This is a genomic window from Bacteroides sp. f07 (assembly GCF_042854785.1).
GTDB lineage: Bacteria > Bacteroidota > Bacteroidia > Bacteroidales > Bacteroidaceae > Bacteroides.
The window spans coordinates 1,128,123-1,146,255 of sequence record NZ_BAABXI010000003.1 but is presented as its reverse complement, the minus strand read 5'-3'; the positions used below and the strand labels follow the sequence as shown (position 1 = coordinate 1,146,255).

Sequence of the window (18,133 nt, the reverse complement as noted above, 5' to 3'; positions counted from 1 at the left end):
TCCTTCATTTTATACATTATACAACTCATTGGTTACCTACCAGCCATAATTCTGAACAAGCATCGTATTCCTCTCTTTCTCTGATTGTGAAAAAGGATAGAGATAAAAATTATCCTTGAATATCCTCGTATCTACAACTGTTCTTTCCCAAAATTCATCAGGAGTAACATCACCAGACGTTTTTGCATTTACATTCATTCCCCAAACAGGTCCTGCATCCGTTGTCTTGGCAATCATCCATGTACGCGTATCAAAATAACGGTGTCCTTCGAATGCCAACTCTATACGACGTTCCTGACGGCAGAGCTCAATCAACTTATCTACATCTGCATTGGGATAGACACTTACAATAGAAGGTAAACCCACACGATCACGTAAATCAGCCCAACATTCCATTGCTTTACTTTCATAATCAGCCGGCATTATTACACCCCGTTTCTTACACTCCAACACTGATTCAATATAATTCAGATATATCTCACCCAAGCGGAATGTAGGATAAGTCAAGTTGCCCCACTGATTGGTTGCAGAATTGGAACGATGGTCATAAAAACGTGCCATTAAATAACCAGCACGGCTACGGTCGTGCGAAACAGCAGAGTTACCGCCATCGGCTAAAGATATCTTTTTCTTTGAGGAACCAAATTTCCATTCAAGCCCGCTGAAAAATATCGAAACATAAAAACGAGGTTCTCTATCTTTGAACATATTCGGCATCTTTGCCCCCGAAGGCGCAGAAGCTCCCAACCAATTCGGATAAGTCCAGGCACTCAATCCAGCATCTTCATAGCCGGATTCCGGGTTAACGAAGGGTTTACCGTCATTATCATAACCGGAAATAGGATATAAACCATTTTTCATAGCGTATGCATCTACTTGTTGCTGCGTAACGGAACATCCTCCATAAGCAGTGCCACCAATAGCTCCCGGAGCTGTATGTACCCCTATGTTATATCCACCTTTATAGCCAGTAGTCCATATAAGTTCACTATTCCAAGTTTTCCAAAGTACATCAAAATAGTTTTCGTAAGGATCATTGTCATCTCCCCGATATAGTTTATAAAGTGGATTATCAATTAATACACGAGCAGCTTTGGCAGCCTCCAACCATTTACTGTTATCATATTGCAATGGAAACAGAGGTGTTCCATCAGGATTCTTAACTGATGCATATAGTTGGTTTCCATTAAATAAATCGCGTGCACAATATAATCTCAGACGGGAAATCACAGCTTGACAAGCTCCTTTGGTTGCCAGCCCTTTGTCCGAGTCACTTTTCCAACCATCTGTCACAATCGGATTTTCAATCAGAGCAATCATTTCGCTTACCACATAGGAGACACATTCATCCCACGTATTTCGCGGGCGAGCCAATGCTTCCGTAGATGCTGTAGCATCCATTATCTCGTCGCCAATCAAAAATACCGGACCATATATCCGCATCATCATAAAATAATAATAGGCTCTGGCAAAATGAGTTTGTGCTTTCCACATAGCCTTCATATCTTCAGTTGCAATCGGATCGGTACAACGGTCCACATTTTGCAGAAAGATATTACATTCACGTATTCCTTTATAATAATGATTCATTTCATAATAAGGAACATTGGAAGGATTCCAGGAACCGGCATTTATCTTCTCCGAATCACGTGTCCAGGCAAGAATAGCCTCGTCAGTAGCTGCATGCCAGGGAGCATACGACCAGTCTCCTGCATCATCGGGAAGGAATGACATTGCATTACGCCAATATTTTTCCGTATTTTCACGAGTATTCCATATTTTATCGAAGGTAAGAGCTTCATCTTCCTGTTTATCAAGGAAGCTATCACACGAAGTATTCATCAACGCCAGACAAAAACATGCTGCTATATATAACTTTTTCATCTTTATAATTAGATTTAGAAATTAGCATTTAAACCAAAAGAAACGACACGCAGAGGGGGATAACCGGAACCATCACCTCCACCCTTTTCAGGGTCCCAAAGTTTGAATTTACTAAATGTCAACAAATTGTTGCCGGACACATAGAAACGAAGCGACTTGATAAATGTCCTATTTAAAATTGATTTAGGTAAAGTATATCCCATTTCAAAATTCTTCAAACGTAAGAAACGTCCATTATTCATAGTTAAAGTAGAAGTCTGGTTATTATTTGAAGACCCCGGACCATTTTGCATACTCAGACGTGGATAAATCGCATTTGCATTCTGTTCGGGAGTATTAGTAGTTTTCCACACTTTATCATACAAATCAGCATTGATGGCAGAACGTTCTAAATTTCCGCTAGTGAACGGACGCATCGTACCTCCACTCGTAAAAATAGAAGTATGTCCCACTCCCTGAAAGAACACATTAATATCCCAATCCTTCCATTGTGCTGTCACACCAAAGCCATAAATCATCTCCGGCAAATTGGTATATCCCAAAGCAACTCTATCATACGTATCAATTTTACCATCGCCATTTATATCCTGATATTTCACATCACCTACACGATACTCTCCAAATGTTTGTACGGGACTTTCGTCTATTTCCTCCTGGCTTTGGAACAACCCTAAAGCAACTAATCCAAAAGGCTGATAACTGCTATTCTTCCCGAAAGACTTACCGATATATTCCTGATAAGCATATTCCTTTGCAGGTTGGTCGTTATCAAGCACCTTATTTCTATTATAGGTGAAATTAGCTCTTGCTGTCAGGAAAACTTGTCCCACTTGTTGAGCATATTCCATAGAACCGTCGAAACCTCTATTCAAGGTAGATCCTAAATTGACATACGGTTTAGAACTTACACCTGCAATATCCGGCAATCCCTCGCGTTGTATAAATATTCCGGTACGTTTTTCATAAAAATAATCAGCTTGTACCTTTAACTTTCCAAACAATGAGAACTCTACACCTACATTTGTCTTACGTGCTTCTTCCCAGCTTACATTCAGATTTTCTACTTCTCCAATACGAAGGCTAGAAGTTCCTCCGTTATTTCCTGTAGCACCATATCCCCATGAGGCACCACTTACAATAGTAGGTTCGTAAATCCAACGACGACTGTCGTTACCAATCTGGTCGTTACCTACCAAACCATGAGAGAACTTGAATTTCAAGAAATCAACCACTTTCACCGCAGGTTCAAACCAACTTTCATTGGAAACCACCCATCCTACGGCAACAGCCGGAAAAAAGCCGAACCGATGTCCTGGTGCAAAATTCTCCGAACCGTTATATCCCATGTTAAATTCGCCCATATACGTATCTTTGAAAGCATACGTCACACGTCCTGCAATTCCCTGGTTCTTGTAAGGAAGAGATTTGAATTTATCACTATCCTGCAATTTACGCAATAACTTATGGTTGTATAAGAACAAAACCCCCACACGATGTTTTTGTGCAAACACCCGGTTATAATTCAACGAAGCTTCTAAGTAAGTTGTCATTTTGGCTTCTGACTCTCTGCTATAAGCCAATTCATCACTGCCGGTAGCAACTGGGGAGCCCATTATCAATTCCCCCGTTTCAGGGTCACGTCCCTGAGCATGGTAACGAGTAGGATTCTTTGTGCGCTTTTGGGTGGAAGTATTAAATGCATCCCACGAGAACTTGACATTAGCTGTCAGACCTTTAGTGACTAAATCACCTAAATCCTGCGTCAAACCAATCAATGACTGGGCTGAATTCCAAAATTGTTCCTGATAGCCGGAATGTACCAATAAGTTCCAAGGATTATTTCCAGAGTTAGCAGATGGAGACGAGAGTTTACCATTTGAATATTCTACCGGGAAAGCATTAGGTGAGGTTGAAAACGTATATCCCCAAATATCACTCTTCTTCGCTCCCGGAGCAAAAGCTTTTTCGTAAATATTAGCAAGATTGATATTCAATACCGTACTTCGCGTAAGCGAGAAATCCATATTAGCACGGAAATTAAACTTATTATAATTGATAGAAGAGTTGTAGTCATATTTATCCTGCACGTTTTTGAATATAGAGCCTTCATTATAGAACGAACCGGAAACGTAATATTTACAAATATCACCACCACCGCTAATACTCAAATTGACACGTTGATTCGTAGCCGTATTCCGATACAACTCATCCGCCCAATTCACATTCGGAAATAAATCCGGATCAGAGCCATCACGATATTTGCGAATATCGTCAGGAGTGTAATATTCCATTCCTTTCGCCTCATTATACAATTCTGCCCATTGAGCTGAATTTACAAAGTCAACCATCTTTGTCGGCGAAGTGACTCCAAACTCCGCACGTGCATTAATTTTCGGCCTTCCTTCCGAACCTTTCTTCGTCGTGATGATGATTACTCCATTCGCACCACGCACACCGTATACGGCAGAAGCAGAAGCATCTTTCAGAATAGAGAAAGAAGCAATATCATCGGTATCCACCAAATCCAGTTCCCGTTCGATGCCATCCACCAGAACCAACGGAGTAGCCGATCCTTTGAAAGAAGACACACCACGGATAAAGAACTCTGCTGCACTAGCTTTTCCCGGTTCACCGGAACGGCTAATGGCAACCACACCTGCGAGCTGCCCTGCCAAAACATTCGAGATAGACGAACCCGGGACTTTAAGCTTAGTCATATCCAGTGTAGATATAGCACCTACCACGCTTTCCTTCTTCTGGTTTCCGTAACCCACTACCACAACCTCATCCAATACTTCCGTATCAGGCATCAATGTAATATTTATGTTTCTTTGATCGTTAATCAAAACTTCCTGTGGTTTCATTCCGATATACGAAAATGTCAGCACTCCACCTAAACCTTCTACTTTGATAGTGTATTTACCATCCATATCAGTGATAGTACCAATCGCACTATTTTTCAACCAGACATTAGCACCGATAATGGGTTGATTATCCTCACCCGAAATAATAGTACCGGTAATAACTCGTTGTTTTTTTTGTTGAGTAGACTGTGATTCGGTTTTCTTTTCTTCTGTTTTACTAGGAACCAGAAGAATCTGATTATTCTTAATTACATATTTCAGGCTTGTTCCTTTAAGAGCCACATCCAATACTTCCTGAACCGTTCCTTCGCAATTCAGATTCTTTGCGACTTGCCCGTCTACGTCATTGGCTTTAAAGAAAAATGTATAATCACTATTTTTCTCTATAATACGGATAACCTGCCGTAGCGTTACCGACTGACCCTTTACTGTGATTTTCTCTTGGCTGGCACAAACCATAGTGGGATATAGCAATAGAAGAAGGAGTATACTTCTCCAATGCCATCCTCTTAGACATAAGATTTTCATATTAAATTTAACTTAGATTCGAAAAAATAATTAAAGTTAGAAAGGTCAATAGTCGATCGGTTCTGCAGCACTTTATGACTATTTTATTTCGTTGATTTTTATACGTGTTAATACAATATTATTGTGTCTCCCTTTTGCTTGAAGTTCATTTCCATAATCAAACAAATCTTTTCCAGTACATCGGTCAACTTCTCCGTTTTCGCTATATTTCCGGAAAACAAATAGGTCTTGTACAATGAATCTTCTATTTCTAAATGAACTTTATAATAGTTATTGATAAAATCAACCAGTTCATCCATCGGCTTATCCACAAAACGATATTCATCACTTCGCCAATCATATTCGGTATTGACAGTTTCCTGTTTCACCTTCTGTCCTTTTACTGTATAGATAATACGTTCCAATGGTTTCATTGCAATATTTTCTTTGCCTTCCGGCTGAAAATCAATTCGTCCGGAATACAATGTTATTTCTGCCACAGTCATATTCGACCTGATATTGAACTCCGTGCCCTTTACTTCTACACAAGCATCATTGAAAAGAACTCTAAAAGGATGTGACGGTAACTTTTCTACATCGAAAAATGCCTCTCCTTCCAACAATATCTTACGTTCATCACGAAAATCTTTTCGATAACGAATCGTACTTCCTGCATTCAGCCACACCTTAGAGCTATCAGGCAGTGTTAATGCTATTTTCTGATTAGCGGGAGCTATCACTTTTATATAAGAGTCAGTCAAATAATTCACAGTCCAGGTGCTAACCAATAAAAGAGCAATGACAGCAGCAGAAAGATAATAAAGACGAATTTTTCTAGCTCTACGCTCTGCTATCTTATTTTCTTCCCAGCATGCAGCGACTATCCGCGCCCACATCTCCGAAGGATCAACTTTATCTGTCAGATAAGTACTAGACTTTTGCTCTAATTGTTTCCACAAGAATTGTTTCATCGGCTCTTCCTCCGACAATAAAACTCTTTCTGAAGGTTTCATATTTCCGGAAAACAATTTTTTAATAAGTTCTAATGACTTCAAACTTCCCATTTTACATTCGATTTATGAATGAGTATTATTTTGCTCTTTATTATAAATACAATCAAACTACATCTGCCCCCCTCTTAAATCTAATTTATTTTCAAAAAAATATATATTATCATTTATTTCTCTATCTTTGCAACAAACGGAATCTATTACTTATTGTTGCTAATGAACGAAAAAGAAGCAATATTACAACTAAAAAATGGTAGTCACGAAGCATTTTCTTTTCTCTACCAACAATACTGGAATGCAATGTACAACTTCACACGGTTATACATCAATTCCATTGATGATTCCAAAGAAATAGTTCAGCAAGTCTTTATTAAACTTTGGGAAAGTCGGGCTCTTCTCAAAGAAGATGAAAATTTTAAAGGATTCTTATTTATTATTACCCGCAATATTGTATTTAACTCCTTCAAACGAAGTTTCAATGAAAATTCTTATAAGATATCTGTACTTAGAGCTTTCAGCGAAACTAATATAGAGACTTTTTATGAAATTGAAGAGGATATATATGCCAATGAATTAAAGGAATACCTGCAACTACTTATTAATGCACTTCCTCCCAGGCAAAAGGAAATATTTCTCCTTAGTCGTGAAGAAAATCTTAGTTATCAGGAGATTGCCGATAAACTTGGCATCAGTATTAAAACTGTGGAACACAGTATCAGCAAGTCACTTAAATACTTAAAAAGTAATGTCAAATTAATGTTTATCTTTTTTGCATTTTGCTGATGAAGGTGTGGATTTAAAATAAACCCACACCCTAAAAAATTAATATCGTGTCACTTTATTTGTTGTTGATTTCAAATATTCGAAACGGTTAATCATTTCACCCAGTCTTTTCGGATATTTATCTACCAGATTTTCTTGTTGCCCGATATCCTTCTTCAGGTTATAGAGCTTATAACCATACCCCAGACCGATAAATTCACCATCTTCTTTACTGTAAGGATTATAATAAGGTGGAATCAACGCCCAATCTCCCTGACGGTATGCATAATTGAACATACCTTCGATGACCAGTTCTTCACGTCCTTTCTTGCTCTTTCCCAAGAAAGCGTCCAATGTATTCTCGCTATCCAGTTTATCCGAATAAGTTTGTCCCAACAAAGAAGCAAAAGAAGCAAGCAAGTCCATCTGGCATACAAAGACATCGGATACCTGCGGTTTCACTGCTGCCGGCCAACGAAGCATGAAAGGAATACGTGTACCACCATCAAACATACTTGTTTTTCCACCACGAAGCGGACCTGCTATCTTATGATCGCCTACCAACTCCACTGCATCATCCTTATATCCGTCATCAAGTACCGGACCATTGTCACTGGTCAATACTACGATTGTATTTTCTGCCAATCCCAGTTTATCCAGTTCATTAAGGAATTCGGTCACGCACCAGTCAGCTTCAAGGATTACGTCTCCACGAGGTCCCATACCCGATTTACCGACAAAACGTTCATTCGGAACACGGGGCACGTGTGGCTGGTGCAGTCCGTAATAGAGAAAGAAAGGAGCATTTTGATGGTCGTTGACAAACTGCTTGGCTTTATCTAGGAATAGCTCCGCCATTTCTTCATCTTTCCATTGTGCCGCCTTACCGCCTTTTTGAAATCCGATACGGGGAACACCGTTTACTATCGAACCGGCATGCCCTACACTCGGATGCATCCGGAGCAATTCAGGGTTATTCTTTCCGGTAGGTTCACCGGAGAAGTTCTTACGGTAATCCACATAAAGCGGGTCATTGGGGTCGAGTCCCACTACACGTCCGTTTTCAAGGAAGACGCATGGAACACGGTCATTGGTAGCTGCCTGAATAAATGAATAATCATATCCGATTTCGGCTGCTCCGGGATGGACATCTTTATTCCAGTCTACATTACCGTCTCCCAGTCCGATATGCCATTTTCCGACGGAGCCGGTAGCATAGCCTGCCTGCTTCATCAGTTTAGGCAAGGTTATCTTTTTCGTATCAATAATCAATGCTGCATTGCCCGGAAGGATTTTTGCTTCCGTATTCGTCCACGGATATAGTCCGGTCATAACGGAATAACGGCTGGGGGTGGAAGTAGCTGCCGTACAGAATCCCTGCGTAAAGCGGATTCCTTCGTTTGCTATGCGGTCCATACCCGGTGTAGAAATGCGATGAGCACCGTAGCAACTCAGGTCACCATATCCGAGGTCATCGGCTACAATCAGAATTATGTTCGGCTGTTGTTTGTCAACCGGCTTTTTCTCCGGTTGTGCTTGTCCGGCGAATAGCGTGGCAGGTATCGAAGAGATTCCCGCTAATGTGAAAAGAGTCAAATTCAAGTTTTTCATGTTTATCAGACTTATTCTATCTTATATATAAATACCATATCAATCTTTCAATACCCTACCTAAAAAGTCTTTTTTATTTTACCAATCATATATTATTGATAAAACATACCATCCTAATTGATAAAGCTGTTTTGTTTGTATTTTCAATTCCTCAATCAGTAAGAAGCCGTTGCCGAAATACCCTCTTTTTCCAGTAAAGAGACAATCCGGTCTAGCTCCTCATGGGTAGCTTTCTGCAAATCATGATCAGGCGTTTCACGGTCAATCGTGTATATCATCACCTGGCTAGGAGCTATTTCTTTCACCGCTTCTATCCAAGGAAGTACATATTTATCGGACGTATTATCCATGTCTTTTCCCTGATAACCACCTTTCAGAAACATTGTCTGTACGATGCAGTTTCCTTTGAATTCTTTCATTTTCTCAATAACCTTCTTTACGGAATATTTTCCGTTCGGACGGTCCAACTGATGGATATATTCTTCATCCACCGTATCCAATTTCAGAATATTATTATCAACCTTATTCAGCGCATCAAAGACAGCGGGACGATCGATAAACGTAGAATTGCTTAATACACTTACTTTCGCTTTCGGAAAATAGGTATCGCGGAGCGCAAGCGTATCTTCTATGATTTCCGGGAAATGGGGATGCGCAGTCGGCTCACCGTTTCCGGCAAATGTCAGTACATCGGGAGCAGGACCATTTGCCTGCATATCTTTCAGTTTCTCTTCAAGAGCTGTGCGGACTTCTTCACGGGTAGGAAGATGCTTTTTCGTACGATGTTCGGCATTGAAACCACATTCGCAGTAAATACAGTCGAATGAACACACTTTACCGTCATCCGGTAATAAGTTAATCCCCAAAGAAACACCCAGACGGCGGGAATGAACAGGACCGAAGATGGGTGAAGGAAAAATAATAGTCATCTTATTATTGTTTAATTAGCTACAACAAAGATAACTCAAAAAACTTCAGGTTATTAATTCAAATGAACATTTTTTAATCATGTTTCTTCATTCAACTGACATACTTTTGCAGAAAGTTTCCCTAGACTATAGCCGCACTGCCATTACTAGAAGAATACCTTATTTTAACTTCTTACGAGGAGACAGATGTATCACTTTCCTCAGCAAGTCAATTGTAAAATTGAAGTTACTGAAAAACTGTATCCCTATTGATCCGTCTACATCAGTATGGTCCGAAGTATCGCCACTTGTAGAAGCCTGTAAAGTTACGGGGATATTCTTTCTCGTCAGACTGCCTACCTTCAATGAACGCGCACGACCATAATAAACAGGTGTAGAATGCCCCAGACTCACCGTTGCCCCACTTCCTTCGGGCTTGAAGCCACTCAACAGTAACCTATTCTCACGAACAAACTGACTAAAAGCTATCAAATAATAATTAGCTCCCGTATCCATTATAAAATTACCTGAAATGTCTTTATGCCCTGTCAAGTTTAATTTGGAAGGTAACATGATAAGGCTCGGCGCCCTCAAAGGAATAGTGCGCCCTTTCCTCCGAAAGCTGTACTCACCGTAAGTATATAACGATATGGTCTGTGTATCAAAATCCACTTCAGTGATATACTTTCTTATCAGGTTCAGCCCGATGATGCCATCCGTACCGTTACGCACATTCTCGAAGATGGCAATATTCTGCCTTTTCAAAGATAAACTGTCCGACAGACGAAGTGTATTATCGGAAGATATCTGCACCGTTTTCCGTCCGCCTACAACGCTCGTTTCTTGCGAACGGCTGACTTTCAATCCGATACTATCTGCCAACGAACGGCGGATAGCCATTCCGTCGGCTCCCGTATCGAGCAAGAACGACATCACCCGGGGACTGTCGTTCAAACGGGCGGACAAGATGATAGAACCGCCTTCTACTTGAAAAGGCAGAACGGCTACCAACGACGACTTCCGGTAACGGCTATCACCGAACAACCGGTCAAAATAATCGACAAAGAGAATCTTGCCGGACTCATTGAAAGCTACCATGCTCTTCTCTTCTTTTCCGTCAGCCAATGCAAAACGGACTTCCAGACTGGTGACGCTTCCTTCTGTTTTCATTCCCTGCCAGTCCGGCCGGATGGCTTGGAAAGTAATACCTTCCATAATCTGTTGCAACAAGCCGGATGCGAAAGGCAACGAATAAATGTTGATGGAGAAATCGGGAGCAAAACTCTTTTGTGCTACAATGACTTCTTTTGTCCTCAAGCCATCTTCCATATATTTTATGGAGAGACGGATGCTGTCTACGTTCGCCTTTCCGTTTACCATCAAAGGAAGAAACAGAAAGCACATGATTAGTTGGAAGTATTTCATGATTTATTACTCTTATATTCAAGTGAAAAGCAAGCATTCATTCCCTGCTTGGTGGATATATAGATGTACCGCGGTGGATATATAGCTCCACTACGGTGGGTATATATGCCCAGCAGACTGTATCTATATACCCACCGACTCTGGTATTTGCATTTTGTGAAGTAATTCTATATCAACCGATTGAGAAACGCTTATTTCTTCAATGCAGCATCCAGCACCGCCCGTATCTCGGAAGAAGAAGGCCGCGGAGCATCCATATAAATTAAACTTCCATCTTTGCCCACCAACATGAAACGGGGGATACCTTTGATGTTATAAGGTTTGGATAACGTAGGTCCTGCCATATCTCCGGCAAAAAGCTGCACGCCGGGAAGCTGTTCACTCACCAGGAAGTCTTTCCATTTCTGGATATTCTTTCTTGCATCTACGCTAACGCCCATGAATACGATGTCTTTATTGTCTTTATATTCGGCTTCCAATACTTTCATAGCCGGCATCTCTCTTTTGCACGGACCGCACCAGGTAGCCCAGATGTCGATATACACCACCTTACCACGAAATTCGGAAAGGGATACGTCGGTTCCTCCTGCATCGGGGAAAGTAAAGTTGATGGGGGTCTTTTTCTCCACATTCTCCTTGAAGTTATCCTCAATGCGTTGCCAACGCTTCTTCTGGTTGTCGGTAACCAAGAAACTGCCATATTCCTTCTTATATTGCTCCAAACCTACCTGCGTCTTGTTCATTCCACTGAACATCAATGTGATTTCTCCTTTGATAGTATCATTGCCAATCAACGCGACGTCTTCCTTCAACATAGCCGTAACGGGGGTCTTTCGTTTCTCTGCGGCTGCAGGAGAGTCGGACACCATAAGACTGAGCATATAGGCATTGACAAACAAGCGCGCTCCATTGGGATAATTGAGGATACTTGTGGTGCGGGCAAGGGCGGGAATATCTAATTGACGATAATAGTCGATGAAATCTTCTTTCTGCGGATGCGCCGACCTTACTGTGTAAATAAACTGTACGGCATTGAAAAGCATATCATACTTACGATAATCGGCAAATGTAGTGTCGAAAACCTTATTCTTCGTCTTCTTCACCTTATAAGAGTTCATCTTGTCGAGCTTTTCTTCCAGTAGCGGAAAGAAATCTACATACGTACTGTGTTTTCCCATAAAATATACGGCTTTATCTTCCAGCGGAAAAATAAAATCGTGCCAACGGGCCATTTCCTTGTTCTCGGCCGTATTCTCTTTTCCTATCAGTTCATAACTTTCGGGCATTATCCGCACATTCAACGGGTCTCCCGGCTTCATATAAAATGTATACCGATTCTGAGATACCGAAGAAGAAGTACCCAACACGAAATAACCTTCCTTTTCTGGTGTAAACGTCATCCGGAAACTACCGTCTTCGCCCAATGGCGAGGCAGCTACTTCGGACAAACCGCTGTCTTCTGCAATCTTGAACATTTTAACTGCTTTCGTCTTTCCCCGTTCCCACACACCACTGACGGTAGACTGTTGTGCAAACAAACTTCCTGTAAAAAGGAACGCAGGAAGAATCATTACTAATAACTTTTTCATGGATTATTCATTTTGAGTATATATATAAAAATCTTTGCAAGAATAGAACGATGATTTGGCTACCATATTATTCAACCCGATGTAGCGGGCGGTAACAGGTTTCGCAAATTTGTAGTACATATGTTCACATCGGCTGGGAAGTTCCACGGAACCGAGATTTACCAGAAGGCGGGTAGCATCATACATTTCCTCTCCGGCATAAGACAAGTCCATACTTGCGGGAGACATCGTGCTATTGTTCGCCCTGAGATATATTCCGGTTATATTACTTACTTCACGTCCCAAGTCGATGGTAACGCTTGCCGGAACATCCAATACCCAAAAACTTCCTTCAAACATACTATCCCAACTGCCTACGGTAAATTTATATTCGTCCGATATGGCTTTGTAAGCAGATCTGTCCGGCTCTTGCACGCCACCGAATGCGGAATCATCTTCTTCAAGCGTATATCCACCGGATACGGAATTTATAACCAGATAATAGACATCGGTACGCATCGTCTTGACAGGTTCCGTCGCACCCGGCGAGGTAATTGAGTTTATTTTGACAGGAACAAGATAATTGTCACCGGCAAACTGCGAAGCATTCCCCTTGTAGGTGATACGCCCCGTAGTAGAGGTGGCGCCTGCCGGCAGTGTGACGTCAGACAACTCCCAGTCACCAACAGGAAGAGTTTTGAAATCAGTTCCATATTGGCTGTTGAAAGTTGCAACTAGATTATTATCCACTTCCAAAGCTACGTTGATATCATTGTCTGATGCAATATAAGCCATAAGGGGCAGTTCACATCCGGTGAAACTTTCGTTTCCTGTAACCATCACACTATTTTTTCCTTCTTCAAATCCTACCCCATTCTCCTGCGTCACATCCAAAGTCAGATAAGAGACTCTTTTACTATAATCTACTTGTGCATCATAACCTGAGGCCGAAGTGATGCGGACAGGCATGATGTAGCCATCCATACTGGTGAATAGGTTTAAAGAGCGGACGAGGGCCACGGTAAGCGTATCTGATGATTCCATACTTCCTTCGGGAATAGTCAGCGTCGATTTATCCAGCTTAATCCAATTGCCTTGCAATCGGTGATAGGTACTTTTATTCTTTTTATTGTATACGTCTACCAACAAGGTATCAATCGTCACTTTCACCTTCAACTCACCTCCTGCAGGGGTCGTGCAGTTGACCACCAGCTTGGCAACCAATGTATCCATGTTGGCAACCTCACCCTCCACCGTTCGCTGGGCATTGAAAGCTAGCGAAGCGTACTTCTCGCTGATAAACACTTTGTTGGTAGCCTCAGCAGGAGTCTGTTTCTCATAATTGTTGATGTCATCCGTACATCCTGCCAGAAAGCTGCAAAAACCGCCAACCACCGCCAGCAGGCCTGCTATTTTTCTAAGTTTCATCTTTTTCATCTTTCCAAATCGTTTAAGGTTTATAATCTATATCCACTACCTTTCCAAAACCTTTCCACGACATCTCTATCGTTTCATCATCATTCACCTCATGCTTTGCCAGGGTAAGTTCGCCGGAAGACACACTTGGCATTTCATAAAAGTCTATTCTGCCTCCTTCGTCTTTTCCCAAAGAGCTGTTGTAAGTAGCAATTCCCAGATATTTGCTGCTCGTGCTGGGAATCATAAACTTCAAAGAGGTTATTTCATTATAACCATCGGAGATAACTTTGTCCGTAATTTCCCTTACCACTGCATTGCTGCCCGATACATCGGCATAAAATACCCGGTTGTCTTCCGTGGCATAGTAAATAAATGCATTGTTGGGTTCGGGAGCGGCAGCAATAAACTTGGCACGGTCTATTCCCGTAGAAGCATCGAACATACACGTCCTCAGTTTATTGTCTTTTGTCACCAGAGCGGTAGTGCTCGACTGGAAACCAAATTCAATAAATTTAAATCTACCGTCACCCTGTTTCAGAAAGGCGAAAGCCGTCATTTTACTCACTGTAGAATAACGCTCGCCCATATACAGCAACCCTTCATTTCCATCATTAAAATTGAAGATATGGTCGGAACTTTCATCCAGGAAGTTCTCGGTAAAGAAGAACGATGTAGTGAAATCATTAGAACCACGGTACGTAGTCTGGCAACTGAATTTATTATTTTCCTCATTGAAAAACAGCGTAATTCTAGGACCACACAATAGGAATGGAGCAGGCTCGAAACGCTCACTATCGTATACGGTATTTCCCGTACGATAAGCATTCATCGGAAAGGAAAGGAAGTAGTATACCGGATAAGTGTTGTACATATACCAATTCCCTTTTCCGTCGTCCTCATTCATATATATATAGACATGAGGCTTAAAATTACCACTTAAAGGGAAAAAGCTGACTTTCATCTTCTCCGCAACAATAGGCCGCCCGGCAGCTATATAGTTCTGATGGACAGGTGAACCGTTTTCTACGGAATTGGATATATCGTAAGAAGGATCCCAACTGAAATCGGCCACTCTCAAACGTGTCGTATAATGGTCGGTCAGCACATATACCGAACGGCCGGATCCGTCCGTATTATACGGATGGGGAGCAGTGGGGTCGGTGAAGATTTTGAGTTCATAAGGCTTCACCCCTTCACGTTGCAGGGAAGGCGCGGTAGAAGCTAATATGTCATACTTAGGGATACATTGATTCTGGGCATTCTGAACAATCATTCCCATATCAAATTCGTTTTCTTTCTCATACAGCAGGACATATCCCCTGTTGAAAGTTCCTGATACCCTTATACTGAAAATCTGCCGGTAAGCAACATCCGTCACTTTATTCTTAGCTTCAAAAGCACACGTATATGTAGTGTTCGGAGCACCGATGGGATCGGCTATGACAAAATCGAGATCTTTGCCTTCCTGTAATACTTCCCATGTTGACCCGCTTCTATAATACCACGTACAATCCAGATTATCCGCATTGCCCGAAGACGTATCGAGTTTTGGGGTAATCATCAGTTGTTCTCCCACTTCAACCGTATAGCTCTCTTGAATGTTAGTAATTTCTGTCACCCGGTTGATTGCTTCATAGTCATAATTGCCCTTGTCTTCATTGCACGCCGTCAGAGACAGTATCCCGACACATACAATTATTATTCTTAAATCTATCTTATATTTCATATCCGTCATCTTTTTATTGAATACCCAGAGGAACCTTAACCTCTTCGCCAAATTCATCCAGCAAAGGTTCTCCATGTTCTTCTTTATATTTTGTTAAATAGCGATTGATGAGTGAAACCATTCCAAAAGAAACTTCCCTTTGAAAGCGTTTTGTATATGTCGCATTTCCTGTCGGGTCGTTATCATCAGGATCTATTTCAAAGAATTCTCTTGTCACTCCGCAAGCCTCATATATCACATTCATTTTAGTATTGCTGTATGAGCCGAATATACTTTCCAGAGTCATCGACGAATATGAAGCCGCCCACAGACTGGGCTTCTCCGCCAATGCCGTAAAGTATATATTGTAAATCAATCCGTTTCTATCATTTCCTTTATCATTTATGGATGTGGAGTAATCCGTGTGGAAATTCTCATTTGAAGCCAGACGAATGCGGGCAAACAGCATTTCTTTATCCACTGTTTCCGTACGGTTCAGCCGTACTGCCACAAAACCAAAGATTGAGTCGGCAGGCAGACAGGCGGACAGAATCTCTATATCTTTGCCTTCGGTAGCGGTAGACTCCTCGGACATCAACACTGCTTTCACCGCACGGTCTTCCTTCGCAACCCGTCCCATCAACTTGATGGGAATCCTGATGATACTATCGTCTTTCAACGGTCTGTCATATCCCATATTGACAGTTATCTGATCATCTCTATCACCAAAATCGGAAGTATCCGCATATTTAAAATAAATTCGAGGTACATCTTCGTAAGTCATTAAATCCTCGTCAGCGCAAGATGCCCATCCTATCCCCAGGAATAGAAGTGCACAGACACACCATTTAAAACTGTTTCTTTTCATATTGAATTTATTTTTAAAGACTTTATTATATATCCGTTTCAATATTCGGAATAGGTATATTGTACATCGCATCTGTGTTTATCGATGCCGGAGCTCCCCCATATCCGGGAAACATCTGTTTGCTCTTCATCCGCTTATGGTAAAAATAAACTTGCCCTTCTCCATAGAACTCCTTATAATACTCACTCAGAATGTGAGAATAGAACTGTTCGTCCGTATCATTCTCGGTCAGATAATAAAAGCTGGTATCCGGGATACCCCTATGAGAAGCGATGGTGTTCAATAATCCGGCAGCCGTCTTCTTATCGCCATCTTTTAAAGCGGCTTCCGCACGGACGTAATACATCTCGGTAATACGAATCAACGGCTGGAAATCGACCAATGCAGGAAGGTTCGTATTCGTTGTAATGTTAAACTTGTTAGAAATGTAGGTTCCATTCTGCGAATAAGAGATATTGGAACTTCCTCCCTGGTCGTTACTTTCCGTCCACTGCCGGGCACGGACATCTATTATCGCTTTCAGGTTATCGCCAAAACCGGCATAGATGTTCTGAACCAGATTGTCGCGGTCAACCGCATAAAAGTCAGTGATATCTGTCTTATTGTAGAAAGAGTTGAAATTAGAAAGCATATCCGGATTATTGATACCGAAGACTACTTCATTGAAGAAAGAATAATCTTTGTTGGCAAGCACTTTTGTAATATCCGTCCATTTGAACGTTTTTCCTTCATTGCTTATCTGGTCGGTCACTATCTTGGCTGCGATAGCCGCATTCTTATAGTCTCCCATGTATTGCAATACACGGGCTTCGAGGGCTTTCACCGCATAATAGTTCATGCGCCGGTTGCGGTTCTTATAAAAATCACTTATCAGTTCTTTACTGATGGCGGTATCATCGGAGAGGATAGGATCTGCAGCCAGCAACTGCTCTGCCTTACGGATATCTCCCAATACATATTCCAGATATTCATCGGCAGTAGAATACACATCTTCTTCATAACCCACATGATTCAATATCATATCCGTGCTTCTGCTATAAGGCAGTATCTTTGTGATGTTTGAACGATCTTCCCAGCAGGGGCCGAACAAACGGAAAAGATCGAAATGGAGATAAGCCCGCAATCCGTATGCCTCGCCCATCAATACATCTTTATTATTACTGCCGATAACAGCAGTCGAGCCTTCCATGCTCTTCAGGAAGTAATTGACATTGAGAAGCGTATTATATCCTTTTTTCCATACATCGGCAAATATGTTTTCTGCCGCCCCATATTCTTCAGACCGCCCGTTACAGAGAAAAAACAGAGTAGAAGACAGTTTGCTGGTCGACGGTTGTGTCGGGGGATACGTATAGTAATGTCCCATTGCGTCGAGAGCTGTCTGAGATAAATTCGCTCCGTAAAGGGAGGTAGATATGAACTGCCTGTAAAGCCCGTTTAAAGCTCCATGAATACCGGCTTCCGTGCTGTATTGGTCTTCTTCCAATACCTTGTCTTTCGGCGCCACGTCCAGAAAGTCACTGCAAGAAGTCAAGAAGCCTACGGCTACTGTATAATAAATGAAATATAAATATCTTTTCATACTTAATGCTTTATAAATTA

Annotated in this window: 12 protein-coding genes; 1 reads left to right on the top strand and 11 read right to left on the bottom strand. The window is 41.5% G+C overall.

Annotated features, from left to right (window positions below; genetic code table 11):
* Positions 1-36: 36 nt before the first annotated feature.
* The 3 genes from ACGHVY_RS24020 to ACGHVY_RS24010 all read right to left on the bottom strand — a co-directional run bounded on the left by ACGHVY_RS24020 (position 37) and on the right by ACGHVY_RS24010 (position 6,226).
* Complete coding sequence (locus ACGHVY_RS24020; RefSeq protein ID WP_390602016.1) at positions 37-1,884, bottom strand: RagB/SusD family nutrient uptake outer membrane protein; 1,848 nt, start codon at positions 1,882-1,884, stop codon at positions 37-39.
* 14 nt (positions 1,885-1,898) lie between these two features.
* Positions 1,899-5,276 (bottom strand): SusC/RagA family TonB-linked outer membrane protein, encoded by a 3,378-nt coding sequence (locus tag ACGHVY_RS24015; protein ID WP_390602015.1) that lies wholly within the window; start codon positions 5,274-5,276, stop codon positions 1,899-1,901.
* A 107-nt stretch (positions 5,277-5,383) separates the two neighbouring features.
* Positions 5,384-6,226 (bottom strand): FecR domain-containing protein, encoded by an 843-nt coding sequence (locus ACGHVY_RS24010; RefSeq protein WP_308744041.1) that lies wholly within the window; start codon positions 6,224-6,226, stop codon positions 5,384-5,386.
* Between the two features lie 255 nt (positions 6,227-6,481).
* Here ACGHVY_RS24010 and ACGHVY_RS24005 point away from each other — a divergent pair, with 255 nt between their 5' ends.
* The gene (locus ACGHVY_RS24005) at positions 6,482-7,048 is read left to right on the top strand and encodes an RNA polymerase sigma-70 factor (RefSeq protein ID WP_390602014.1); all 567 of its coding nucleotides are present in this window, start codon (positions 6,482-6,484) and stop codon (positions 7,046-7,048) included.
* Positions 7,049-7,087: 39 nt separating this feature from the next.
* Here ACGHVY_RS24005 and ACGHVY_RS24000 read toward each other — a convergent pair whose 3' ends face one another.
* From ACGHVY_RS24000 to ACGHVY_RS23965, 8 genes are all read right to left on the bottom strand, one after another.
* A complete protein-coding gene (locus tag ACGHVY_RS24000; RefSeq protein WP_390602013.1) occupies positions 7,088-8,638 on the bottom strand; it encodes a sulfatase-like hydrolase/transferase in 1,551 nt (516 codons plus the stop codon).
* Positions 8,639-8,793: 155 nt separating this feature from the next.
* Positions 8,794-9,567, bottom strand: a complete 774-nt coding sequence (locus ACGHVY_RS23995; RefSeq protein WP_308744050.1) for a radical SAM protein — start codon at positions 9,565-9,567, stop codon at positions 8,794-8,796.
* Between the two features lie 159 nt (positions 9,568-9,726).
* Positions 9,727-10,971, bottom strand: a complete 1,245-nt coding sequence (locus ACGHVY_RS23990) for an aspartyl protease family protein (protein WP_390602012.1) — start codon at positions 10,969-10,971, stop codon at positions 9,727-9,729.
* A 191-nt stretch (positions 10,972-11,162) separates the two neighbouring features.
* On the bottom strand, positions 11,163-12,560 hold the full coding sequence (locus ACGHVY_RS23985) for a TlpA family protein disulfide reductase (protein ID WP_390602011.1): 1,398 nt from the start codon (positions 12,558-12,560) through the stop codon (positions 11,163-11,165).
* A 3-nt stretch (positions 12,561-12,563) separates the two neighbouring features.
* Positions 12,564-13,976 (bottom strand): DUF1735 domain-containing protein, encoded by a 1,413-nt coding sequence (locus ACGHVY_RS23980; protein WP_390602010.1) that lies wholly within the window; start codon positions 13,974-13,976, stop codon positions 12,564-12,566.
* A 13-nt stretch (positions 13,977-13,989) separates the two neighbouring features.
* On the bottom strand, positions 13,990-15,684 hold the full coding sequence (locus ACGHVY_RS23975) for a PKD-like family lipoprotein (protein ID WP_390602009.1): 1,695 nt from the start codon (positions 15,682-15,684) through the stop codon (positions 13,990-13,992).
* Positions 15,685-15,697: 13 nt separating this feature from the next.
* Positions 15,698-16,531 carry a DUF4843 domain-containing protein gene (locus ACGHVY_RS23970; RefSeq protein ID WP_390602008.1) on the bottom strand — a complete coding sequence of 278 codons (834 nt, stop codon included), beginning with the start codon at positions 16,529-16,531 and terminating at the stop codon, positions 15,698-15,700.
* Between the two features lie 25 nt (positions 16,532-16,556).
* Complete coding sequence (locus ACGHVY_RS23965) at positions 16,557-18,113, bottom strand: RagB/SusD family nutrient uptake outer membrane protein (RefSeq protein ID WP_390602007.1); 1,557 nt, start codon at positions 18,111-18,113, stop codon at positions 16,557-16,559.
* Positions 18,114-18,133: the final 20 nt, after the last annotated feature.